Below are 23,595 nucleotides of genomic sequence, written 5' to 3'. Positions count from 1 at the left end.
TCCAGGAAACGACGACGAGATGACATACTTTTCCCTTTTCCGCCCGACGGCGGCCCAACGCTTGTTCCTCGCTGGCGGCGCACTCGCCGCCTTCGCGTCCGTCGCGCATGCGCAGTCCGGCGGCACGGGCGCGCCCATCCCCACGCCCCACACGCAACAGGCCTACGATCCCGAAGGCAACTTCACGATGCGCTGGACGCGGGCGGACATCCGCCAGATCGTCGCGCAGTCGCACACGGCCGGCGCCGACAAGAACTCGCTGCCGCAAGCGCTGACGATGCCGGACATCCCGCAGGATTTCCCGCTGATCAATTCGAACGTGTGGGTGTGGGACACGTGGCCGCTGGCCGACCTGCGCGCGAACCAGCTCAGCTACAAGGGCTGGGAGGTGATCTTCTCGCTCACCGCCGATCCGCATGCGGGCTACACGTTCGACGACCGTCACGTCCATGCGCGCATCGGCTTCTTCTACCGTCGCGCGGGCATCCCCGCGTCGCAGCGCCCCGCGAACGGCGGCTGGACCTGGGGCGGCCACCTGTTCCCCGACGGCGCCAGCGCCAAGGTGTTCGGCACCGCGCCGATGACCAACAACGCCGAATGGTCGGGCTCCGCGCGCCTCACGCAAGGCGACAACGTCAGCCTGTACTACACCGCGACGTCGTTCAACCGCTCGGCGCCCGGCGGCGCCGACATCACGCCGCCGCAGGCGATCATCACGCGCGCCGACGGCCACATCCACGCCGACGCCACGCACGTCTGGTTCAGCGGCTTCGACGATCACAAGGCGCTGCTGCAACCGGACGGCAACTACTACCAGACCGGCCAGCAGAACACCTACTTCTCGTTCCGCGACCCGTTCGTGTTCACCGACCCGGCGCACCCGGGCAAGACCTACATGGTCTTCGAGGGCAACACGGGCGGCCAGCGCGGCGCACGCACCTGCACCGAAGCCGATCTCGGCTACGCGCCGAACGATCCGTACAGGGAAGATCTCAACGCGGTGATGAATTCGGGCGCAGTGTATCAAAAGGCCAATGTCGGCCTGGCGGTCGCGACGAACCCGCAATTGACCGAGTGGAAGTTCCTGCCGCCGATCCTGTCGGCGAACTGCGTCGACGACCAGACCGAGCGCCCGCAGATCTACCTGAAGGACGGCAAGTACTACCTGTTCACGATCAGCCACCGCACGACGATGGCGGCCGGCGTCGACGGGCCGGACGGCGTGTACGGCTTCGTGGGCAACGGCATCCGCAGCGACTTCCTGCCGCTGAACGGCGGCAGCGGCCTCGTGCTCGGCAACCCGACCGACTTCTCCGCGCCGGCCGGCGCGCCGTACTCGCAGGATCCGAACCAGAACCCGCGTGAATTCCAGTCGTATTCGCACTACGTGATGCCGGGCGGGCTCGTCGAGTCGTTCATCGATGCGATCGGCGCGCGCCGCGGCGGCACGCTCGCGCCGACGGTGAAGGTCAACATCAACGGAACGTCGACGGCGGTCGATCGCGCCTATGGACGCGGCGGGCTCGGCGGCTACGGCGACATTCCGGCGAACCTGCCCGCGACCGGCGCCGGCCACAACGGCGGCAACGGCGGCAACGGCCAGTGAAAAATCGGGATAACCAACAATAACGAACGCTGGTAGAGGCCCGGGGTCAGGGAGGCGCCTATCGCGCGTGTCGCGTGCGCGCCTCCTCCTTTTTCTTCCATCCATGGTGCGCACCGCCGTTGAAAGCGGCATGCGCCCTCCTTTCCCGCTTTGCACGACGAAGCACGGCCCACCGCATGATATCGACGTCTTTCCGCTTTTCCATCCGGATCGCCCGGTTGCTGCTCGCCTGCGTGGCCTGCACCCAGGTCGCTGCCGCGCCTTGCAACGCACCGGCCGAACAAGGCACATCGCAATGGCGGCCCGCGCTCCACTACACGCCGCAGCGCAACTGGATGAACGACCCGAACGGTCTCGTCTACGACAACGGCCGCTATCACCTGTTCTATCAATACAATCCGCTCGGCAACGACTGGGGCAACATGTCGTGGGGCCATGCGACGAGCACCGATCTCGTCCACTGGCGCGAGCAGCCGGTCGCGATGCGCGCGAACGCGACGGAGGAAATCTTCTCGGGCTCGATCGTCGCCGACACGCTCAATACGTCCGGGCTCGGCACGCCGGGCCACACGCCGCTCGTCGCGCTTTATACGAGCGTGTACAAGGCGGGCTCCGGTCACGCGCCGGGCGTCCAGGCGCAATCGCTCGCGTACAGCCTCGATCACGGCGCGACCTGGCAGCCGTACGCACACAATCCGGTGCTGACGCTCGATCCGGAATCGAAGCAATTTCGCGATCCGAAAGTGTCGTGGTATGCGCCGGGCGGCTACTGGCTGATGACGACGGTCGTCGCCGACGCGCAGGTCGTGAAGCTCTATCGCTCGGACGACCTGATCCACTGGAGTTTCCTGAGCGACTTCACGCGGCCGGGCGTGCCGCACGACGGCACGCTGTGGGAAATGCCCGACCTCGTGCCGCTGCCGCTCGACGGCGACCCCGCCCGCATCCGCTGGGTCATGATCGTCAACGTCAATCCGTGGTCGATTGCCGGCGGCTCCGGCGCGATGTACTTCGTCGGCGACTTCGACGGCCGCACGTTTACGCCGGATCGCGTTGCGCCCGCCGGCTCGGATCCCGCGCAATTCCGCTGGGTCGATCATGGCGCGGATTTCTACGCAGCCGGCACCTTTTCCGGCGCGCCCGGCTCGCGGCCGGTCGCGATCGCGTGGATGAGCAACTGGGATTACGCGTCGAAAGTGCCGACCACGCCGTGGCGCGGCGCGACGACCCTGCCGCGCGAACTGTCGCTGAAAACGATCGACGGCGAACCGACGCTCGTCGTCGAACCGGCCGCCGCGTTCGATGCCTGGGCGGACGGCAGGCCCGCCGTGCATGAAGGCGACCTCACGGTCGATTCCGCGACGCGCGCGCTGTCGGCGGCGACGCGCGGCGTCGTCCAGCGCATCACGGTCACGATCGCGCCGCAGCATGCGGCACGGGCTGGCCTGATCGTCCGGCGCTCGGCGGATGGCTCGATCGGCACCCGGATCGTGTACGACACGGCAAAGCGCACGCTGACGCTCGACCGTTCGATGTCCGGTGCAACCAATTTCGCCGACACGTTCAGCCGCGAACACATCGTGGACCTGCCGCTCGAGCACGGGCAGTTGCGGCTCGAGATCGTCGTCGATCGCGGTTCGGTGGAAGTGTTCGCGAACGGCGGCCGAGTCGCGCTCACCGACCTGATCTTCCCGCCGCTCGATGCGGACCGCGTCGCCGTGTTCGCCGAACACGGCCGCGCGACGTTCTCCGGGCTCACGGTGACGCAGCTCGAAGCCGGTAGTGACGGGCATGGCGCCTGTGCGGCGCGATAGATGCGATGGGCGGACGGCCATTGGTCCTGCATGAGACGGGGGCTGTCCGTCCGGCATCACGCCGGGCGGTTGCAGCCCCCGCCTGAGCCCCACCGATCAGAGCAAGCCCATCCCGCCCGACGCGATGATCTCCGCGCCCACGATGAACGCGGATTCCGGCGCACTGAGATGCAGCACCGTCGACGCGATCTCGTCCGGCGTGCCGAACCGGCCGACCGGCACGAGGCCCTTGATCTTCTCTGCCGTTTCGTCGAGCGTGGCCGCGTCGAGCCCGAGCTTGCCGTAGAGCGGCGTCTGCACGGGGCCGGGGCTCACGACGTTCACGCGCACGCCGTGCGGCAGCAACTCCGTCGACAGCGTCTTCGCGAACGAATTGACGGCCGCCTTGCTCGCCGCATACACCGACGAGCCGGGCATCCCGATGTGCGCGTTGATCGAGCCGTTGATCACGATCGACGCGCCGCGGTTCAGCAGCGGCACCAGCGACTGGATCTGGAAATACGCGCCCTTCACGTTGGTGTTGAACACGAGATCCCACATGGCCTCGTCGCTGTCGGCGAACGGCGCGAGCTTCGCGACGCCCGCGTTGATGAACACGGCGTCGAGCCGCGCCCCCGCCGACGCGATCGCATCGGCCAGCGCGCGGGCCGACGCGACGCTGCCTGCCTCGTTGCGGATCGCCAGCGCGCCTTCGCCGAGCGTTTGCCGCGCGGCCTCGAGCGTCTGCGCATCGCGCCCGGTGATGATGACGCGCGCGCCTTCTGCCGCGAATGCCTTGGCGGCCGCCAGGCCGATACCGCTGTTGCCACCCGTGACGAGGACCGTCTTTCCTTCGAAGCGTTGCATGATGTTCTCCTGTGAACCGGTGAGTTGACCGTGAACACAGGATGCGCGCGGCGCCCGGTCGTGCCGTACGACGGGCGCGACGAACATGTTCGAAATCTTCGAACATGTTTGGGCTGGCGGGTTCGCTTGCCCTGTCCTGTTCCTGTTCCGTGCTGCGTCAGCCGGCCACGTCGATGCCGTCGAGCAGGCGCTGCGCGAGCCGCGGTTCGCGCAATTGCTCGAGCCACCATTGCAGCGCGCGGCCGTCCCGGTCGCCGTGCCATGCGACAAACAGCAGGTTCGGCTCGCGCGGATCGGCCGTCTGCCTTTCCACGAGTTCGCCGCGCGCGAGCAGCGACGCCACGCGCCGGCGCGGCACCCAGCCGACGCCGAGCCCGTCGCGCTGCGCGAGGATCTTCGCGCGCATCGACGGCACCGCCAGCACGGCCTGCCCGCCGAGCAGGCCATATGCGCGGCCGGCCGCGCGCCGCGATGAATCGGCGACGACGACGGCCCGGTGCGCACCGATCGCGTCCCGCGTCAGCGCGCCGCTCACGGCGGCCAGCGGATGGCGCGGCGACACCGCGAACACCCACTCCATCGCGCCCAGCTCGAACCACTTGAAACCGGGAATCGCCGGCGGCTCGTTGGTCGCGCCGATCACCAGGTCCGCACGCCCGTCGCGCAGCGCTTCCCAGGTCCCGCCGAGCACTTCGTGCGTGAAACGCAGCGACACGCCCGAATCGAGCGCATCGAACGCACGGACGACCGGCAGCAGCGTGTCGAACTCCAGCACCTCGTCGCTGACGATCCACAGCCGGTCCTCCCAGCCGCTCGCGACCTGCCGCACCCGCTGCGTCAGCCGTGCGACGTCCAGCGCCAGCCGCGCGGCTTCGTCGGTCAGCAACTGGCCGGCCGGCGTGAGCTGCAGCCGGTAGCCGCGGCGGTCGAACAGCAGCGCGTCGAAGCGCGTTTCGAGCTGGCGCGCCGCGTGCGACACCGTCGACGGCGCCTTGCCGAGCCGCGCGGCCGCGCGCGACAGGCTGCCGGTGGCGCGGATCGCGTCGAGCAGCGCAAGTTCGTCTTCGGACAGCATGGGCACGCTCCGGTGTGAGGTTGTCGTGGATCGTAAGGCAGCGGCGGGCCGAGGTCCAATCGGAGGATGCGGGCAGCGGATGCCGGTTACGGGGCTGTCCGGCCGGTTCGGCCCGCCTCCCCGGTTCCTGGCGGCCTGGCGATCGATGCAGGCGTGCCGCGAAGCCAACACCGCAGCCGACTTCCGGTATGCTGATCGGCCCGAATTCAACGCAATCGAGGTAACCACTGCGATGGACATCGCGATCCGTATCGAAGGCCGTCACGACCTGACGGGGCAGATCTTCCGGCAACTGCGCACCGCGATCGTCGACGGGCGGCTCGCCGGCGGCGCGCGGCTGCCGTCGACGCGCGACCTCGCGAAACAGCTCGGCGTATCGCGCAAGACGACGCTCGACGCGTTCGAGCGTCTCGTCGCCGAGGGTTACCTGACGACGCGCGCGGGCGACGGCACGTTCGTCGCCGACGGCCTCGCGCGTGTGCCGCACGCCGCGGCCATGTCGGCGCCCTCCCTCGTCGAATACACGCCGCGCATCGACGCGGTCGATGCGCGCGCGCTGTGGGACGAGTTGCCCGACGCGCTCGCGATGCCCGCGCCGCAGGATACGCCGGGCTTCGACTTCCGCGGCGGCGTGACCGACAAGGCGCTGTTCCCGTTCGACGCGTGGCGGCGCTGCCTGCATCACGCGCTGCGCCAGCAGATGCGCGGCCCCGCCCGGTACCACGATCCGGCCGGCGATCCGCAGCTGCGCGGCGCGATCGCGCGCTACGTCGCGTTCAGCCGCGCGGTCGCGTGCGGCTGGGACGACGTGCTCGTCACGCAAGGCGCGCAACAGGCGCTCGACCTGATCGCCCGCGTCGTCGTGCGGCCCGGCGACGTGGTCGCGGTCGAGGATCCCGGCTATCCGCCCGCGCGCGCCGCGTTCGCGTCGCTCGGCGCAACGGTGATCGGCGTGCCGGTCGACGCGCACGGGCTGGTGACGGAACGGCTTCCCGACGACGCACGCCTCGTCTACGTGACGCCGTCGCATCAGTTCCCGCTCGGGATGCCGATGACGCTGGAGCGGCGCGTCGCGCTGCTCGAATGGGCGCAGCGCCGCCGCGCGGTGATCATCGAGGACGACTACGACGGCGAGTTCCGCTTCGAGGGCCGGCCGGTGGAATCGCTGAAGAGCCTCGACCGCACGGGCCTCGTCGCGTATGTCGGCACCTTTTCGAAGACGATCTTTCCGGAACTGCGGATCGGCTACGCGATTCCGCCGCGCGCGCTGCGCGGCGCGCTGACCAAGGCGAAGCAGATCGTCGACTGGCACACCTGCACGCTGACGCAGGCGGCACTTGCGCGTTTCATGCTCGAAGGCGATTTCGCGCGGCACCTGAAGCGCGTGCAGAAGCACTACGATGCGCGCCGCAAGATGCTGATCGCGCATCTGCGCGGCGAACTCGCGCCCTGGTTCGACGCGATCGTGCCGACCGCCGGCATCCACCTCGCGGCCTACCTGAAGCCAGCGCTCGACGAAGCGGCGCTGATCCGCGCGGCCCGCGCGCAGGACATCGGCCTGTACGGCATCTCGGCGTTCCACGTCGGCGTGCCGGTCCGTGCGGGGCTGCTGTTCGGCTATGGCGGGATCGACACGCTGCGCATCGACACGGCGCTCGCGACGCTGGCCGGCCTGCTGGATTCGGACGCCGCGGGCAGCGCGTCACTGGTTACCTGAATTTTCCGGAAATTGGCCATTCAAGCAGGCCAGTGTGCGTCTTAAAGTGGGTCCTGTCGCGCCACCGCGCGCTCCAACCGAAAAAGGACCTGCCATGCAACCCCGCCTGAACTTCTACGCCGCCAGCCCGAATGCGATCAAGGTGATGCGCAATGCCGAGGAATTCCTCGCGAAGAGCTCGATCGAAAAGCCGCTCGCCGAACTCGTCCGGCTGCGCGCGTCGCAGATCAACGGCTGCGCGTTCTGCGTCGACATGCATACGACCGACGCGCGCAAGGGCGGCGAAACCGATCGCCGCCTGGCCACCGTCGTCACGTGGCGCGAGACGCCGTTCTTCACCGAACGCGAACGCGCGGCGCTGGAATGGACCGAGGCGCTGACGCTGGTCGCCAGCAACCACGTGCCCGACGCCGTCTGGGAAGCCGTGAAGCCGCACTTCACCGATGAGGAGCTGTTCGACCTGTCGATGCTGATCGCGACGATCAACTCGTGGAACCGCTTCGCGATCGCGTTCCGCAAGATGCCCGAGTAAGGAGCCGACGATGATGGACGCTACGCTCCGTCGCGCCGCCCTGTGCGCATCGCTCGCGGCCGGCGTCGCACTGCTGCCGGCCGCTGGCCGGGCGCACGATGCCGGCGACAACGTGCACACGATCATGCAGCAGGCCGTGCCCGAAGCGCCCGGCAAGCTCGCGGTCGTCGCGACCGTCGACTATGCGCCCGGGCAAGCCTCCGAAGCCCACCGGCACCTCGGCTCGATGTTCGCGGTCGTGTCGAAAGGCGAAGTGCTGTCGCAGGTGAACGGCGGCCCGCTGCACCGCTACCGCGCCGGTGAGGGCTGGTACGAGGCGCCCGGCTCGCGCCACCAGGTGTCGCGCAACGCGAGCGCGACCGAGCCGGCGCAGCTCGTCGTGTTCGGGCTGACCGGCGAACACGTGCCGCTGACGTCGCCGATCGGTCAGTGAACGTCGCAGGCGGCGACGCGCCGAACAGCCCGCGAACCGGGCTGTCGGCCGGCCCGCGCAGGGGCCGGCGTCAATACACCCGGCCGCCGATCGTGGCCGATTCCAGTTCCTGCGTCACGGTGTCGATTCCGCCGACGGCGGCCACCGTTTTGACCACGCCGACGCCGGGTGCGCGCCATTCGTCGGCGACGGTCGTCACCTGGCCGTCCGAATCGACCGCGACCTGCGTGATGCGGTAATGGCACGCGCCGGCGAACGTCTTGCCGTTCCGAAGGCGTACGGTGTCGCGCCCGGCATAGGCACGCCGCACCGATACAGCCGTTTGCTGACCGTCAGCCGGTACGACGACCGTATCGCGATATTGCGTCGATTCGGTTCCTTCGAGGCTGATCGCCTCGGCATAGGGCGGCGTATAGATGTCGCGCAACATCAATTTGCCGGCGATCGTCTGATCCTCGCCATAGAACGTGCGTGCGCCATTGCCGACGTGATAGTAGCGATGCGTCTGCACGATCGAATCGGCCGCGGTTTCGGTTTCCCGCGTCAGCGGCATGCCTTGAAAGGTCGCAGACAAAACCGTCCGCGTCACGACGCCGCCGTCGGCCATCGGGCTGCGCGCCGACGCGCGCACATAGACATGCAGGCTGACGGTATCGCCTTCCCGATAAACCGGATCGCATTCCGCACTGGATACATCGGCCGCGTTCGCGCGGCTGCCCGTCGCATCCGGCGCCGGCCGGTCCGGCCCGCCGCACGCGGGCAGGAGCAGACTGGCCAGCGCCGCCATCGACACCCCGGCCCATCGTTTTTTCGTCATCGCTGCCCCCGGATCCCGCCTTGAATCAACGGCCGGTCTCCGCCTGTTCTTTTTGCACGGCCCTCGGTACTGCGTTTTATGTTTGTTTGTCGTGGTTCAAGCGTGTTTCGGGCCGATGATATGATGGCCCGCGCGGCTAGAGGTGCCTGTGCGTCTCTATTTGGTGCATTTCCGTCCAACGTGCCGGTATCGGCCGATTCCGATCGACCGTTACCGCATTTGCCGTTTTCCTGCTTCCGGGAACGAACGGAACGGCGTCTTCCCTACCCGAAGGGCAAGCAATGGATAGCCCGTCCGTACTGGACACCTATCGCTTTTCCACCCTCGATGCGCCGCCCGCCGAGCGGTTCGACGCATGGGTCGCCACCAGCGGCAGCTGGTCGTTCGTCGCCCCCGACGAACGCACGGTGCCGTTCGACTGCCGGTTCGACGCGACACGCGTCGGGCCGTTCACGATGGGCCGGCGCACCTGGCTGAATCCCGACCGCAACGTCGCCTACGGTATGACGCGCACCGCGCGGCAGATCCGCGCCGACGGACTGGATCATTACTACCTGCTGCTGCATCTCGGCGGCAGCATCACCTGGCAATTCGGCAAGCGGACGGTCGATATGCGCCCCGGCGGCCTGTACCTGATCGACACCGTCCACGCGTTCGACTGCATCGTCAGGACCGGGGACACGGTCATCGTGACCCTGCCGCGCGACCTGTTTCATCCCGATACCGCGAAGCTGCACGGCTGTGCGATGGCGCCGGCGATGGGCGGCATCCTGGCCGACTACCTGCTCGCTTTCCACGACAATCTGTCGGGCGTGTCCGCCGCGCAGGTGCCCTATCTGACGCAGGCGACGACGAACCTGCTGCACGCGTGCGTACAGCCCTGCGCCGACACGCTGATGCAGGCCGGCACGGAGATCGACGCTGCGCTGCGCGAGCGTGCCCGGAGCTACATCGAGCAGCACCTGACCGACCCCGACCTGTGTCCGGACGCGATCTGCAAGGCGATCGGCGTTTCGCGTCCGAAGCTGTACCGGCTGTTCCAGCCGGACGGCGGCGTGATGAAGCTCGTGCAGCGCACCCGGCTCCTGCGGATCCGGAACATGCTCGCGGACCCGACCCGTCCCCGAAGCCGCATCGCGGATCTCGCGTGGCGCTACGGATTCGCCAGCGACAAGCATTTCAGCCGGTCTTTCAAGGCCGAATTCGGGCACAGCCCGCGTGAAACGATCGAGCAGCCGCCCCGGCACCGCGGCGACGCTGCGTCGGCATCGCTGGCGGCCGCAGCGCGCCCCGCCCTGGCGGACGCGACGTTCAGCGACTGGATCGTCAAGGGCAACCGGCGCGCGGCCTGAGCGCGCGATACCTGCGTTCGCGCGCCTCGCTTCTTCTGTAGCCGCTTTCTTCATTCGAAGGCCGCTTGACGCCGCCCGACCGACGCGGCACCACGCCCGTCCGTGCCGCGATTCACACCGCGGCTGATCCCGATCAACCGCAGCGAAAACCCTTCCTTGAAATTAACTAACTCATCAATTAGCGTCGATTTCATGAACGCGAAATCCACCGTCGCCCGGCCGCGCGGGCGCCGCCCGTCGGTCGACGATTTCGACCTGCGCGACCACATGCTCGACGTCGCGATGCAGTTGTTCGCCGAGCGCGGCATCGCCGCGACGACCGTCGCGCAAATCGCCGCCGCCGCAGGCGTCACGTCGGCGATGGTCCACTACTACTTCACGAATCGCGAGCAACTGCTCGACGCGATCGTCGAGGAGCGGCTCGTGCAGGTCATCGCGTTCGTGTGGCGGCCGACCGAGCCGCAGATCGAAAACGATCCGTTCGCGCTCGTCGCCGAACTCGTCGACCGTTTCTTCGACGTCACGCACCGCATGCCGTGGCTGCCGTCGATCTGGTTGCGCGAGATCATCCATGAGGGCGGGCTGCTGCGCGAGCGGATGGTCCGGCGCATTCCGCTCGAACATATCGGGCGCTTCGCCGAACGGATCCGCGGCGCGCAGCAGGCCGGCACGCTGAACCCCGCGCTCGAGCCCGCGTTCCTGTTCCATTCGATCATCGCGCTGGTGATGCTGCCGCTCGCGACCGCGAAACTGTGGCAAAGCGCGCGCGGCCTGCCGCCGATCGACCGCGACGTGCTGCATCGCCATGTCCGCGCACTGCTCGGTTCGGGCCTGCAGCCGCCGGCCGTGCCGCCTCGCGCGCCGGTCCGCTCGCCACGGAGGCGGTCGTGAACCCGGCCCGCGCGCTGCCGCTCGTGCTGGCCGCCGCCGTCGCGCTGCTCGCCGGTTGCGAACGGCCAGCGCGCAACGGCACGACCTACCAGGGCTACGTCGAAGGCGAATTCGTGTACCTGTCGTCGTCGCAATCGGGCACGCTCGCGCAGTTGTCGGTCGCGCGCGGCCAGGCCGTCGCTGCCGGCGCGCCGGCCTTCTCGCTCGAAGCCGTCAGCGAAACGGCCGCGCTGCTGCAGGCGCAGCACCAGCTCGCGGCCGCCCGCGCGCAGCTTGCCGACCTGCAGACGGGCAAGCGCCCGCCGGAAATCGCGGTCACGCAGGCGCAGCTCGCGCAGTCCGCCGCGCAAGCCGCGCGGGCCGCCGCACAGCTCGTGCGCGACGAAAGCCAGTACGCCGCTGGCGGCCTGTCGAAACAGCAGCTCGACGATTCGCGCACGTCCGCGCAAACGACCGCCGCGCAGATGCGCGAACTCCAGAAGCAGGTCGACGTCGCCCGTCTGCCGGGCCGCGCGCAGCAGGTCGCCGCGCAGGCCGCGCAGGTCGAGGCCGCGCAGGCGGCAGTCGCCGAGGCGCAATGGAAGCTCGACCAGAAGCGCGTCGCCGCACCCGCGGCCGGGCGCGTGTACGACACGCTGTACCGCGTCGGCGAATGGGTGCAGGCCGGCAATCCGGTCGTGCAGATGCTGCCGTCGCAAAACCTGAAGGTGCGCTTCTTCGTGCCGGAGGCCGCCATCGCATCGCTCGCGCCGGGGCGCACGGTCGCGATCCACTGCGACGGCTGTGCGGCCGACGTGACCGCGCGCATCACCTACGTATCGAGCGAAGCCGAATACACGCCACCCGTGATCTACAGCAACGAGAGCCGGACCAAGCTCGTGTTCATGATCGAGGCGCGCCCGGCCGTCGCTGACGCGCCGAAGCTCCATCCGGGCCAACCCGTCGCCGTGAGGGTGCCGTGAACGCGCCGCCCGCACCGTACGCGATCGACGTCGATCGCCTGAACAAGCATTTCGGCGACAAGCACGTCGTGAAGGACGTGTCGCTGCGCGTTGCGCGCGGCGAGATCTTCGGCTTTCTCGGGCCGAACGGCAGCGGCAAGACCACGTCGATCCGGATGATGTGCGGGCTGCTCACGCCCGACTCGGGCAGCGGCACCTGCCTCGGCTACGACATCGTGCGCGACAGCGCGCAGATCAAGCGGCGCGTCGGCTACATGACGCAGCGCTTCTCGTACTGGGAAGACCTGTCGATCCGCGAGAACCTCGATTTCGTCGCGCGCGTGTACGGGATGCCCGACCGCAAGGCGGCCGTCGCGCGCGCACTCGACGGGCTCGGCCTCGCGAGCCGCGCGGACCAGCTCACGGGCGCGCTGTCGGGCGGCTGGAAGCAGCGCCTCGCGCTGGCCGCCTGCATGCTGCACGAGCCGGCGCTGTTGCTGCTCGACGAACCGACGGCCGGCGTCGATCCGGCCGCGCGCCGCGACTTCTGGGAAGAACTGCACCGGCTGGCCGCGCAAGGGATCTCGGTGCTCGTCAGCACGCACTACATGGACGAGGCCGAGCGCTGCCACAAGCTTGCGTACATCGCGTACGGCGAGCTGCTCGCGCAGGGCACGTCGGCGGAGATCGTCGCGTCGCAGGGGCTCGCGACCCGCGCGATCACCGGTGCGCATCTGAGCGAACTATCGGCGCGGCTGCGCACGATGCCGGGCGTCGACCAGACGGTCGTGTTCGGCTCGGCGCTGCACGTGAGCGGCCGCGATCGTGCGCAGCTCGACGCGACGCTCGCGCAGGTCGCGGCGCAAGCCGACGGGCCTGCCGCGCTGCAGGTCGCGCCGATCGACACCGGGCTCGAGGACGTCTTCATCTACATGATGGGCCGCGCATCCGGGCCACCCCGCGGAGCATCGTCATGAACGCGTGGGCGCACCTGCGCGACGCGTTCTCGGTCGCCCGCTGGTGGAGCATCGTGCTGAAGGAATTCCTGCAGCTGCGGCGCGACCGCGTGACGTTCGCGATGATCGTTGGCGTGCCGATCATCCAGCTCGCGCTGTTCGGCTTCGCGATCAACACCGATCCGAAACACCTGCCCACGGCAGTGATCGTCGCCGATGCGAGCCCGTTCGCGCGCAGCTTCGTCGCCGCGATGCGCAATTCCGCGTACTTCGACATCGTCGAGACGCTGCCCGACGAAGCGGCCGGCCGCCGTGCGCTCGCACGCGGCGACGTGCTGTTCGTCTTGAACGTGCCGGCCGATTTCTCGCGCCGGCTGCTGCGCGGCGAGCGTCCGTCGCTGCTCGTCGAGGCGGACGCCACCGATCCCGTCGCGACCGCGTCGGCGATCGGCGCGCTGTCCGGCCTCGTGCAGCCGGTCGCGGACAAGGACCTGACCGGCCCGCTTGCCCATCTGAACGGCCGCCCGGCCGCGTTCGACGTCGTGCTGCACCGGCTGTACAACCCCGAAGGCATCACCCAGTACAACGTCGTGCCGGGCCTGATGGGCGTGATCCTGACGATGACGATGGTGATGATGACGGGCCTCGCGATCACGCGCGAACGCGAGCGCGGCACGATGGAGAACCTGCTCGCGACGCCCGTGCGGCCGCTCGAGGTCATGACGGGCAAGATCGTCCCGTACGTGCTGATCGGGCTGATCCAGGTGTCGATCATTCTCGCGGCTGCCCGCTTCGTGTTCGCGGTGCCGTTCGTCGGCGGCGTGTTCGCCATCTACCTGTCCGCGCTGCTGTTCATCGCCGCGAACCTGACGGTCGGCATCACGCTGTCGTCGCTCGCGCAGAACCAGTTGCAGTCGATGCAGCTCGCGGTGTTCTATTTCCTGCCGAACATCCTGCTGTCGGGCTTCATGTTCCCGTTCGCCGGGATGCCGAAGTGGGCGCAGTTCATCGGCAACCTGCTGCCGCTCACCTACTTCAACCGTCTCGTGCGCGGCATCCTGCTGAAAGGCAACGGCTGGACCGACCTGTGGCCGTCCGTGTGGCCGGTCGCGCTGTTCACCGTCGTCGTGATGGGCGTCGCGCTGCGGTTCTACCGGCGCACGCTCGACTAGGTGCCGCACGATGAAACCGGCTTCGCGTCGCCCGTTCCACGCCGCCCGCGGTTGCATGCCGATCGCCGCTGCGCTGCTCGTCGCCGGATGCGCGGTCGGGCCGGATTTCCACGCGCCGGATGCGCCCGCCACGCAGCGCTACACGCGCGGCGAGCCGCCCGCGACGACGGCCTCCACCGCCGGAGCGGCCGGCGATGCGCAGACGTTCGCATCGGCCGCGCATACTCCGCAGCGCTGGTGGACGCAGTTCGGCTCCGAACCGCTGAACCGGCTCGTCGATACCGCGTGGCACAACAGCCCGACGCTTGCCGAAGCCCGTGCGCGGCTCGACGAAGCGCGGCAGAACCACGCGGCCGAAGCCGGCGCGACGATGCTGCCGAAAGTCGATGCGAGCCTGTCCGCCACGCGCGAGCAGGTCGACACGACCGCGTTCGGCCTGCCCGCCAACGTGCCCAGCCCGGGGCCGTTCACGCTTTATGACGCGTCGGTGAGCGTGTCGTATGTGCTCGACGTATTCGGCGGCAACCGGCGTGCGCTCGAAGCGTTGCGCGCACAGGTCGACTACCAGGCGTACACAAGCGACGCCGCGCGCCTGACGCTCGCGGGCAACGTCGTCGCGACCGCGATCCTGCGCGCGTCGCTCGCGCAGCAGGTCGTGCTCACGCGGCAACTGATCGATGCGCAGGCGCGGCAGTTGCGCATCGTCGAAGCGCGTTTCGCGGCGGGCGGCGTTTCGCAGGCCGACGTGCATGCGCAACGCGCGCTGCTCGCGCAGACGCGGGCGTCACTGCCGCCGCTCGAGGCCCGCCTCGCACAAGCCGGCCATCGGCTCGCGATCCTGCTCGGCGTGCCGCCGTCCGATGCCGCGCTGCCCGACCTCACACTCGATACGCTCGTGCTGCCGCGCACGCTGCCCGTCGCGCTGCCGTCGACGCTCGCACGCGAACGCCCCGACATCCGCGCGGCCGAAGCCGTGCTGCACCAGGCCAGCGCGAACGTCGGCGTGGCCACCGCGAACCTGTATCCGCGCTTTTCGATTTCGGCGGGAATCGGCTCGGAGCGCACGCGCATCGCGGATCTCGTGAGCGGGCTCAACGTGTGGAATGTCGGCCTCGGGCTGACGCAACCGCTCTTTCACGGCGGTGAACTGCGTGCAAAGAAACGTGCGGCCGAAGCGGCGTACGACGCGGCGTTCGCGAGCTACCGGGAAACCGTGCTCGAGGCGCTGCAACAGGTGGCCGATGCCATGCGTGCCGTCGAGCACGATGCGGCTGCACTGCAGGCGAGAGACACCGCCGCCGAGGAAGCGGCGGCCAGCAACCGGATTGCCGGCGACCGTTACGCGGCGGGCGGGATCAGCACGTTCGACCTGCTCGACGCGCAGCGGCAGACGTTGCAGACGGCGCTCGATCGTACGCGCGCGCAGGCCGATCGGCTCGCCGATACGGCGGCGCTGTTTCAGGCGCTGGCGGGAAGCTGGACGGATGGCGCGGCCAAGTGACGGGCTGGACGAGATTGGCACGGGCCGGATGCTGCCGTCTGCAGGCCAGCGCCGCGTGAACGATGCGATTGTCACGCGAGGCTTTCGTCGCTCTCCGCATCCGGTCGATGCCGGCCGGTAACGGAACCGGAATACGCGCAATACGTACCACGCATAAAAAAAACCGGCCCGAAGGCCGGTTCTTCAACCGCATGCCACAAGCGGCGCTCGCGCGCCGCGCGACATCAGAAGCGGTGGATCAGACCGACGCCGGCAGCGATCTGGTTCTGCTTCGAACCTGCGCCCACGCCGTCGCCGATCGACGTCGTTGCTGCGACAATGCCGCCCGCCGGGGTCAGCGTGTTACCGCTTGCGTGCTGGTAAGCCTCAACCGCGTACAGGCCCGTGCGCTTCGACAGGCTGTAGTACTGCGACAGCGTAACCTGGTGGTACTTTGCCGCGCTGGAGACGCCATTCGACTGCGTTGCAGCCGTGTACGAGTAGCCTGCTGCGAAGTCCCACTGCGGCGCTGCCTTCCAGTGCAGCACGGCGCCCGCCGTGTTGAAGATCGCCGTGTTCTTGAAGCCCGACAGCGTGCCCGGGATGTACTGGACGTTCGAGTACGATACCGAGATGTCCCACGCCGGCGTGAACTGGTAGCCAGCCGTCACAGCCAGACGCTGCTGCGACTGTGCACCCGAGTAACCGTTGTTGATCGACGACACGGCCGGCTGGACGCCAATGGCATTGCCCTTGGAATCAACGTTCGTACCGTTCTCGACGGTCGAAGCCGTACCCCACAGGCCACCACCCAGCGTCGCGTTATTGACACGCTGATAGCCGACTGCGATACCTGCCGGGCCGTTCAGATACTGGATCGCTGCGCTCCAGGTCGAGCCGCGGTTGAAGCTGCCTGCCACACCGCCGAGCGAGTACGAGCCGCCGACCGTGAAGCCATAGAACTTCGGCGACATGTAGACGATCGAGTTGTTCGCACGGTAGCTCGTATCCAGCGAATCGATATCACCCGGGTGTGCGCCGTAGTAACCGGTCAGCCAGGTCGTCGGGCTGTACGGCGACAGCAGCGTGTAGTACGCGGTGTACTGGCGGCCGGCCGTCAGCGTACCGTACGTGTTATTGGTCAGGCCCACCCACGCTTGACGCGTGAAGATACCGCCACCCTGCGCCCACTGCGAAGCGCCGTTAGCCGTGTTGACGCCAGCTTCCAACTGGAAAATCGCCTTCGTGCCGCCGCCAAGATCTTCGCTGCCCTTCAGGCCGAAGCGGCTGCCAGCCCAGATGCCGGTGGCCATCTGAACCTTCGAGTGACCGCCCGTGGTCGCGCCGGTTGCCGACGAGTTGTTCTGCCAGGCGATGGCATTGTCGACGATACCGTACAGGGTCACGCTGCTTTGAGCGTGGGCGGCGGTAGCGGCTGCAAGGCCAACTGCCGTCATGGCGAAAGCGACGCGCTTTTTCATTGATTCTCCGTCCTCAAAGAATGTTTCTTTTCTGGTGTGGTTTTGTGACTGACACATGTGCGAGTACATGCCGACGCGATTCTGACGGATTACCGAATATTTCCCAACACGCGCAGTCGGTCGTCGTATGATCGACGCAACGCACGGGTTCACCAAGCGGTTACATAACACCTGAAAACGCTTACGCGGTGGGCCTTTCCGGCATTTCCCGGTGAAAACCCTAGCTTTACATTTTTACGGGTGCAACGCTTCCGTCGGATGTCGTCAGATGCCTTCGGCGAAATATCGTCTTACAAAAAACGCGGCCGTAGCTGACGCCACGACTCACGCCGCCGCGAAGGATCGCTGACGTTCATGACACCCACGTTTCGCGACACGAAAAAATGAAAACGTTTTTAGTCGACGCGTGAAGAGGCGGACGATGATGGCCCGGCGAACGCGGGCCGAGGGGCGATGCCGGCACCTGTCGCGCCGGCATCGTGCAGTACGAGTCAGCGCGTGGCCGGCTGCACGAGATGCGCGTTCACGGCATCGGCGAGCGCGGTCAGGCGCGCGCGAATCGCGGAATTCGACCCGACCAGCGCGAGCGACGACGCCATGATCCGGTAGACGCGCTTTCTCGGCACCTTGGCCGGCTTCGCCGGATCGAGCCACGCCGCATGGCCGGCCAGCAGCTCGAGCGTTTCGAGGCCGATCATGATCGGCCACAGGCACGCGAGCCGCAGCCGCACGAAGCGGCGCGGGATCGCAAGCGTATACAAGCCCGCGTCGCGATACTGGTCGAGCGTCACGCGCAGCAGGTCGACAAGCACGCCGCGCGCGCGCGCCGATGCATCGGGCGCCATCAGGTCGGCCACGCCGAGCCCATGCGCGCCCAGCACGTCGTCCGGCAGATAGCAGCGGCCGATGCGCAGGTCCTTCCCGCAGTCGCGCAGGATGTTGGTCATCTGCAGCGCCTTGCCGAAACGGATGCCCTTCTCGCACATGTCCGGCAGGTTCCAGCCGCGCGCGGCCGGCGTGTGCATGCCCGTCATGTCGGTCCAGAACTCGCCCACGCAGCCGGCCACGAGATACGTGTAGCGGTCGAGTTCGCCGCGCGTCGGCAACGACACGACGCGCCCCGACTGTTCGTCGGGGAACGTGCGCAGGTCGAATACCATCCCCGCCGTCAGCGTCGCGACGACCTTGCGGATCGACGCGCGGTCGGCGTCCGGCTGCGCGCGCAGCAGCGCGAGCATCGGCTCCATCGAGCCGAGCAGCACGTGCTCGTACGAATCGGTCTGCATCCGCGTCACGTCCTCGAGCGCCCGCGACAGCGCAACGCCGTCGCCGAGCCGCTCGACCTCGTCGCGCAGGTCGGTCAGCAACGCCGCCCGGCGATCCGGTGCGACGAGCGCCGTGTCGGCGATCGTGTCGGCCGCGCGCGCGAGCAGGTACGCGAGGCCGACCGGGTCGCGCATGCCGTCGGGCAGCACGCGCAGCGTCAGGTAGAAGGAGCGGGAAACGTTCTTCAGCAGGTCGCCGAGCAGGAAAGCGGAATCGGTTCGAGTCGTCATGGGTCGGGAAAAATCGGCCGGCGCGGGCCCCGGACGCACACGGGCGCCGGGCACCCGCGCCGGCCCGCGAGTCGCCGCATCGTCGCGCCAGACGGGCGTCTGGCCCCGGCGCGGCGATGCAAAATTCCCGCAAGTTTAGTGCATCCGGCGGCCGGCCTGCCCGAGACGGCCGGAAGGCGCATTCCGTCAGGCCGCATTCAACCGCCCTGCCGCAGCCATTGCGCCCTAAAAATAGAGAACGGAAAGGCATAAGTAATACATATGTAATTATTCGATGCGACGATCGCGTCCCATTCGACTCCGTGCGACACGCCACGACAGCCGCGCCGCCGGATCGATCGCCCCTTTCCGACTCTCGTTTCGAAGGTTCATCGACATGCTCTTCAAGCGCCCGACCTCCCTGCGCTACGTTCCGTTCGCCTGTGCCGCCGCGTTCCTGCTCGCCGCGTGCGGCGGCGACGACGTCGCGTCCGATCCCACCCAGCCGATTTCCGCGAAGGTCCAGGTGGTCGGCCATCGCGGCGCGAGCGCGCTGCGCCCGGAACACACGCTCGCGTCGTATCGCAAGGCGGTCGAGGACGGCGCGGACGTGATCGAGCCCGACCTCGTGTCGACCCGCGACGGCGTGCTCGTCGCGCGTCACGAGAACGAGATCTCGGGCACCACGAACGTGTCGACGCTGCCGCAGTTCGCGAGCCGCAAGGCGACCAAGACGATCGACGGCGCGGAGCTGACGGGCTGGTTCACCGAGGATTTCACGCTCGCCGAGCTGAAGACGCTGCGCGCCCGCGAGCGCATTCCGCAGGTGCGCCCCGCGAACACCGCGTACAACGACCAGTTCGAGATCCCGACGTTCGACGAGATCGTCGCGCTCGCGAAGCAGATGTCCGCGCAGACCGGCCGCACGATCCACCTGTATCCGGAAACCAAGCATCCGACCTACTTCCAGTCGATCGGCCTGCCGCTCGAGGACCGTCTCGTCGATGCGCTGCTGAAGGACGCGTACACGGCGCGCACGGCGACCGTCTACATCCAGTCGTTCGAGGTCGCGAACCTGAAGACGATCCGCAACCGGATCAAGTCGAGCCAGCCGAACTGGAAGCTCGTGCAGCTGATGGACGAAGCCGGCCAGCGCCCGTACGACTTCGTGAAGGCGAACGACAAGCGCACCTACGGCGACCTGTCGACGCGCGACGGCATGCGCGAGATCGCGACCTATGCGAACGGCGTCGGCCCGTACAAGACGTCGATCATCGCGGTCGCCGCGGACGGCACGCTGCAGCAGCCGACGCCGTACGTGCGCTACGCGCACGAAGCCGGCCTCGTCGTGCATCCGTACACGTTCCGCCCGGAAAACAACTTCCTGCCCGCGTCGCTGAAGGATGGCGGCACGCCGGCCGCGCGCAACACGGCCGGCTCGGTGCGCGAGATCCAGGCGTACCTGCGCGCGGGCATCGACGGCTTCTTCACCGACGATCCGGCCGTCGGGCGCACGGCCGTCGATACGTTCAAGCGCTGACAGGCGCGCTGACCGGGCGCGACGCACGACGCGACGCGCCCGGTTGCACCGTATCGGTCAGATCACGTTGAAGTGATGCGTGCCGTCCCGCTTCAACTGATCGACCAGTCCGTACTCCCAGTCGAGATACGCCTGCATCGCGGCCGCCGCGTTGTCGGTGCCTTCGTATGGGCGGCGGTAGCGGTCGACGCGCGGTGAGGCCAGATGCGTCTCGCCGCTTTCGAGCGGCAGCCCGGCGTCGATCCACGCGGCCGTGCCGCCGGTGAGCACCGAGATGTCGGCCGAAGCCGGCAGCAGCGCGCGGGCGTCGTCCGCCGCGAACCGCGCCAGCAGGCTGGACCCGCACGTGAACACATAGCGCTTGGCGGGCGGAATCGCCGCGAGCGCATCACGCAGCTGCGCACGCACGGCGAACCACGCACCCGGGATATGCCGTTTCACGTAGTTCGCGCTGGCCGTCACGTCGACGATCGCCAGCTCGCCGGGCGCGGCCTCCTTCAGCCAGCCTGCGAGCGTCGCGGGCGAGATGTCCGTCACGCTCGGGGTCGCCGGTACGTCGCGCGGCGGCTGGCCGCGCTCGTCGAACCGTGCCGTACCGTCCTCCGGTTCGACCACCCGCACGTCCCAGCCCATCTGCGCGAGCCACGATGCGGTCATGTCGGCGCGCACGCCGTCGTCGTCGGCGAGCACGATCCGCGCGCCGCGCACGGCCGCGTGATGGTCGGTCTCCTGCACGAGCTGGCCACCCGGCGTGCTCAAAAAACCCGGCAGGTGGCCGGCTTCGTACTCCTCCGGCGTGCGCACGTCGAAGCGGTACAGCGTGCGGCCCGGCTCGTCGAGCGCCGCGACGTCCGCGAGCGCGATGCGCGGCACGCCCGCGCGCTCGGCCACCGCGCGCGCCGCACGGCGTGCGTCGGCGCGCTGCGTCGCGTCGATGTCGTCCGGAAAGCGCCGCGCGGCGCCGCGTTCGAGCGTCTGGCCCGCGAGCGTCCAGCCGATCGTGCCGTTGCGCAGCGCGGCAACCGGATTCGGCAGCCCCGCGTTGACGAGCGACTGCGTGCCGATGATGCTGCGCGTGCGGCCCGCGCAGTTGACGATCACCTGCGTCGCCGGGTTCGGCGCGAGCGCGCGAACGCGCAGCACGAGCTCCGCACCCGGCACGCTCGTCGACGTCGGGATGTTCATCGTCTGGTATTCGTCGAAACGACGCGCGTCGACGATCACGACATCGGCCTTCGCATCGATCAGCGCCTGCACTTCCTGCGCGGACAGCGACGGCGTATGCCGCTCGGCCTCGACCCATTCGCCGAACGACTTGCTCGGCACGTTCACGTCGATGAACAGTTCGCCGCCCGCGGCGAGCCAGCCCGCCAGGCCGCCGTCGAGCAGCCGCACATCGGTGTAGCCGAGCTGCGCGAGCCTGGCGGCCGCACGCGGCGCGAGATCCTCGCCGCCCGCTTCGCCGAACACGACGATCGGCGTGTCGCGGCGCGGAATGCGCGTCCACGCATCGAGTTCGAGTTTCGACAGCGGAAAGTTGGCGGCCCACAGCGGGTGGCCCTGCGCGTACGGATCTTCCTCGCGTACGTCGATCAGCGCGATCTCGTCGCGGGCAAGCAGGCGGGCGCGCACGTCCTGGTACGACGCGACGGGAAAGCGGGAAGTGGATTCGGCGGATTGCGTCACGGTGTCTCTGTGTTGATTGAATGCGTTGAAGTCGGTGAAGAAAGCGGAACGGATGAATCGTGGGCCTGCCGGCGCGTGCCGGCGACCGGCCGCGCCTGCGGGCGTTGCATCAGGCATCAGGCATTCGAATAACCCGACACGAACGGCTTCACGGTACCGTCGTCGAGGAACACCGCGCGCTCCACCTTGCCGATGTTCGCGCCATACACGTGGATGCTGATCGATACCTGATCGTCGAACGCGTTGGTCACGCGGTGGACGTCGCCGATGCGCGGCGACACCGCCTCGATTTCACCGGGCTGCAGCCGCACGGCTTCTCCGGACGGCACCGGCCTGCCCGCTGCGTCGAACCCGTACGGCTGCGAGAACTCGCCGCCGCGCAGCATCCCGATCAGCCCCCACACCGTGTGGTTGTGGATCGGCGTCGTCTGGCCCGGCCCCCACACGAAGCTGACGACCGAGAACCGCTCGTCCGGGTCGAGATGCAGCAGGTACTGCCGATAGCGCGCGGGGTCAGGCTGCGCGAACGCGTCGGGCAACCAGTCGTCGTGTTCGACGAGCGCGGCGAGCAGCGCACCGCCCTCGTCGAGGATGCGCGCCTCGTTCGCGCCGGACGCGAGCAATGCACCCAGGCCATCGACGAACGGCCGCAGCGGCGTCTGATGCAACGAAAGCGTACTCATCGGCTGACTCCTCGAATATGATGCCGAATATGATGGATCGTCATGATGCACCCGAAAGACCATGCAGAACAAACATGAAAATTAGCGATATCGACGCTTTTGCAGCGGTCGTCCGCTGCCAGACCCTGAGCCAGGCCGCGGCCGAGCTCGGGATGACGCAGCCCGCGATCACGCGGCGCGTCCAGAATCTCGAGGAAGCGCTCGGCGTGACCCTGCTCGATCGCAACACCAAGCCGCCGCGCCCCACCGACATCGGCCGGCGGGTGTTCGAGCAGTGCCGCGCGATCCTGCGCGAAGTCGATGCGCTGCGCGAGCTGACGGCCGGCGAGCAGCCGCCTGCCGGCGAATTCCGGATCGGGCTCACGCAGGGCCTCGGCGAGCTGATGCTGCCCGCGCTGATCGCCGAACTCGCCGCGCAGTGGCCCGCGCTCGCGACGCAGGTCACGACCGCGTGGGGCGGCATGCTCGTCGAGCGCGTCGCCCGCCGCGAACTCGATGCGGCGCTCGTGTTCCTCGCACGCGAAATGGTGCTGCCGGCGCAGGTCGAGGGCGAACGGCTGCTGGCCACGCGGCTCGTCGCGGTCGGCCGCAAGGGTGACTGGCCGCGCCGCAGCTACCGGCTCGCCGATTGCCACGCGCATGGCTGGGTGCTCAATCCGGACGGCTGCGGTTTTCGCGCAGGTTTGCGGCGCGCGCTCGACGCGCAGGGCCTGCCGATGCCGGTCACGCTCGACACCTACGGCCGCGACCTGCAGTTGCAGAGCGTCGCGAACGGCTTCGGCATCGGGCTGATGCCGCTGCCGCTCGTCGAAGGCAGCCCGCTGCGCGATGCGCTCGACATCGTGCCGCTCGCCGATTTCAAGCCGCAGATCGATCTGTGGCTGCTGCGCCGGCACGATGCGGCCCGTTTCGACGCGCCGCTCGCCGCCGTTGCCGCGCATGCGCGCACGGCGTTCGCGTTGCCGGAGCAGGCGCACGGCAAGGCTGCCTGACCGGACCATCGGGCGGCGCCGGCATCCCGCCGCCCGATCGGCGACC

Annotated in this window: 21 protein-coding genes; 13 read left to right on the top strand and 8 right to left on the bottom strand. The window is 68.5% G+C overall.

The annotated features are described in order from the left end of the window. Window positions 1-19: 19 nt before the first annotated feature. Entirely contained in the window at window positions 20-1,606 is a 1,587-nt protein-coding gene (locus FFS49_RS05985; RefSeq protein ID WP_105815313.1) for a glycoside hydrolase family 68 protein, read from the top strand. Between the two features lie 176 nt (window positions 1,607-1,782). Further along, the gene (locus FFS49_RS05980) at window positions 1,783-3,420 is read left to right on the top strand and encodes a glycoside hydrolase family 32 protein (RefSeq protein ID WP_105815314.1); all 1,638 of its coding nucleotides are present in this window, start codon (window positions 1,783-1,785) and stop codon (window positions 3,418-3,420) included. Window positions 3,421-3,516: 96 nt separating this feature from the next. Here the strand turns inward: FFS49_RS05980 and FFS49_RS05975 are convergent, their stop codons facing one another. Together FFS49_RS05975 and FFS49_RS05970 are read right to left on the bottom strand one after the other, a co-directional pair. Further along, complete coding sequence (locus FFS49_RS05975) at window positions 3,517-4,266, bottom strand: SDR family oxidoreductase (RefSeq protein ID WP_039356765.1); 750 nt, start codon at window positions 4,264-4,266, stop codon at window positions 3,517-3,519. Between the two features lie 157 nt (window positions 4,267-4,423). Continuing rightward, a complete protein-coding gene (locus tag FFS49_RS05970; protein WP_039356768.1) occupies window positions 4,424-5,341 on the bottom strand; it encodes a LysR family transcriptional regulator in 918 nt (305 codons plus the stop codon). Between the two features lie 232 nt (window positions 5,342-5,573). Here FFS49_RS05970 and FFS49_RS05965 point away from each other — a divergent pair, with 232 nt between their 5' ends. From FFS49_RS05965 to FFS49_RS05955, 3 genes are all read left to right on the top strand, one after another. Further along, on the top strand, window positions 5,574-7,058 hold the full coding sequence (locus tag FFS49_RS05965; protein WP_105815315.1) for a PLP-dependent aminotransferase family protein: 1,485 nt from the start codon (window positions 5,574-5,576) through the stop codon (window positions 7,056-7,058). A gap of 94 nt (window positions 7,059-7,152) precedes the next feature. Then, window positions 7,153-7,590 carry a carboxymuconolactone decarboxylase family protein gene (locus FFS49_RS05960; protein WP_006479143.1) on the top strand — a complete coding sequence of 146 codons (438 nt, stop codon included), beginning with the start codon at window positions 7,153-7,155 and terminating at the stop codon, window positions 7,588-7,590. A 10-nt stretch (window positions 7,591-7,600) separates the two neighbouring features. Beyond that, on the top strand, window positions 7,601-8,023 hold the full coding sequence (locus FFS49_RS05955; protein ID WP_105815316.1) for a cupin domain-containing protein: 423 nt from the start codon (window positions 7,601-7,603) through the stop codon (window positions 8,021-8,023). 70 nt (window positions 8,024-8,093) lie between these two features. On the opposite strand, the gene FFS49_RS05950 is transcribed toward FFS49_RS05955, so the two are convergent. Further along, window positions 8,094-8,840 carry a hypothetical protein gene (locus FFS49_RS05950; RefSeq protein ID WP_224755727.1) on the bottom strand — a complete coding sequence of 249 codons (747 nt, stop codon included), beginning with the start codon at window positions 8,838-8,840 and terminating at the stop codon, window positions 8,094-8,096. A gap of 281 nt (window positions 8,841-9,121) precedes the next feature. Between FFS49_RS05950 and FFS49_RS05945 the strand changes: the two genes are divergently transcribed. Next, entirely contained in the window at window positions 9,122-10,192 is a 1,071-nt protein-coding gene (locus FFS49_RS05945) for an AraC family transcriptional regulator (protein ID WP_052760187.1), read from the top strand. Between the two features lie 50 nt (window positions 10,193-10,242). Here the strand turns inward: FFS49_RS05945 and FFS49_RS41895 are convergent, their stop codons facing one another. Next, the gene (locus FFS49_RS41895; RefSeq protein WP_157644939.1) at window positions 10,243-10,386 is read right to left on the bottom strand and encodes a hypothetical protein; all 144 of its coding nucleotides are present in this window, start codon (window positions 10,384-10,386) and stop codon (window positions 10,243-10,245) included. On the opposite strand from FFS49_RS41895, the gene FFS49_RS05940 reads away from it, so the two are divergent. The 5 genes from FFS49_RS05940 to FFS49_RS05920 are packed head-to-tail and all read left to right on the top strand — an operon-like array spanning window position 10,385 to window position 15,653. After that, complete coding sequence (locus tag FFS49_RS05940; RefSeq protein ID WP_105815318.1) at window positions 10,385-11,083, top strand: TetR/AcrR family transcriptional regulator; 699 nt, start codon at window positions 10,385-10,387, stop codon at window positions 11,081-11,083. The two genes, FFS49_RS41895 and FFS49_RS05940, sit on opposite strands and share 2 nt — an antisense overlap. After that, a complete protein-coding gene (locus tag FFS49_RS05935) occupies window positions 11,080-12,045 on the top strand; it encodes an HlyD family efflux transporter periplasmic adaptor subunit (protein WP_105815319.1) in 966 nt (321 codons plus the stop codon). The genes FFS49_RS05940 and FFS49_RS05935 overlap by 4 nt, the downstream gene beginning before the upstream one ends. Beyond that, entirely contained in the window at window positions 12,042-13,001 is a 960-nt protein-coding gene (locus tag FFS49_RS05930) for an ABC transporter ATP-binding protein (RefSeq protein WP_046547687.1), read from the top strand. The genes FFS49_RS05935 and FFS49_RS05930 overlap by 4 nt, the downstream gene beginning before the upstream one ends. Continuing rightward, entirely contained in the window at window positions 12,998-14,152 is a 1,155-nt protein-coding gene (locus tag FFS49_RS05925; RefSeq protein WP_105815320.1) for an ABC transporter permease, read from the top strand. Before FFS49_RS05930 ends, FFS49_RS05925 begins: the two co-directional genes overlap by 4 nt. Window positions 14,153-14,162: 10 nt before the next feature. After that, a complete protein-coding gene (locus FFS49_RS05920) occupies window positions 14,163-15,653 on the top strand; it encodes an efflux transporter outer membrane subunit (protein ID WP_105815321.1) in 1,491 nt (496 codons plus the stop codon). Between the two features lie 224 nt (window positions 15,654-15,877). Here the strand turns inward: FFS49_RS05920 and FFS49_RS05915 are convergent, their stop codons facing one another. Further along, on the bottom strand, window positions 15,878-17,113 hold the full coding sequence (locus FFS49_RS05915; RefSeq protein WP_105815322.1) for a porin: 1,236 nt from the start codon (window positions 17,111-17,113) through the stop codon (window positions 15,878-15,880). Between the two features lie 491 nt (window positions 17,114-17,604). Beyond that, window positions 17,605-18,669 carry a phytoene/squalene synthase family protein gene (locus FFS49_RS05910; RefSeq protein ID WP_105815323.1) on the bottom strand — a complete coding sequence of 355 codons (1,065 nt, stop codon included), beginning with the start codon at window positions 18,667-18,669 and terminating at the stop codon, window positions 17,605-17,607. Between the two features lie 376 nt (window positions 18,670-19,045). Here FFS49_RS05910 and FFS49_RS05905 point away from each other — a divergent pair, with 376 nt between their 5' ends. Next, window positions 19,046-20,188 (top strand): glycerophosphodiester phosphodiesterase, encoded by a 1,143-nt coding sequence (locus tag FFS49_RS05905; RefSeq protein ID WP_105815324.1) that lies wholly within the window; start codon window positions 19,046-19,048, stop codon window positions 20,186-20,188. Window positions 20,189-20,245: 57 nt separating this feature from the next. On the opposite strand, the gene FFS49_RS05900 is transcribed toward FFS49_RS05905, so the two are convergent. Together FFS49_RS05900 and FFS49_RS05895 are read right to left on the bottom strand one after the other, a co-directional pair. After that, on the bottom strand, window positions 20,246-21,874 hold the full coding sequence (locus tag FFS49_RS05900; protein WP_105815421.1) for a rhodanese-related sulfurtransferase: 1,629 nt from the start codon (window positions 21,872-21,874) through the stop codon (window positions 20,246-20,248). A 116-nt stretch (window positions 21,875-21,990) separates the two neighbouring features. Then, window positions 21,991-22,557 carry a cysteine dioxygenase gene (locus FFS49_RS05895; protein ID WP_039356805.1) on the bottom strand — a complete coding sequence of 189 codons (567 nt, stop codon included), beginning with the start codon at window positions 22,555-22,557 and terminating at the stop codon, window positions 21,991-21,993. Between the two features lie 17 nt (window positions 22,558-22,574). Between FFS49_RS05895 and FFS49_RS05890 the strand changes: the two genes are divergently transcribed. Then, window positions 22,575-23,549 carry a LysR family transcriptional regulator gene (locus FFS49_RS05890; protein ID WP_171026725.1) on the top strand — a complete coding sequence of 325 codons (975 nt, stop codon included), beginning with the start codon at window positions 22,575-22,577 and terminating at the stop codon, window positions 23,547-23,549. Window positions 23,550-23,595 lie beyond the last annotated feature (46 nt).

It is taken from the genome of Burkholderia sp. 4NA327C6, from assembly GCF_005502655.1.
Lineage (GTDB): Bacteria > Pseudomonadota > Gammaproteobacteria > Burkholderiales > Burkholderiaceae > Burkholderia > Burkholderia contaminans.
This window is presented reverse-complemented; position numbering and strand designations above follow the sequence as displayed.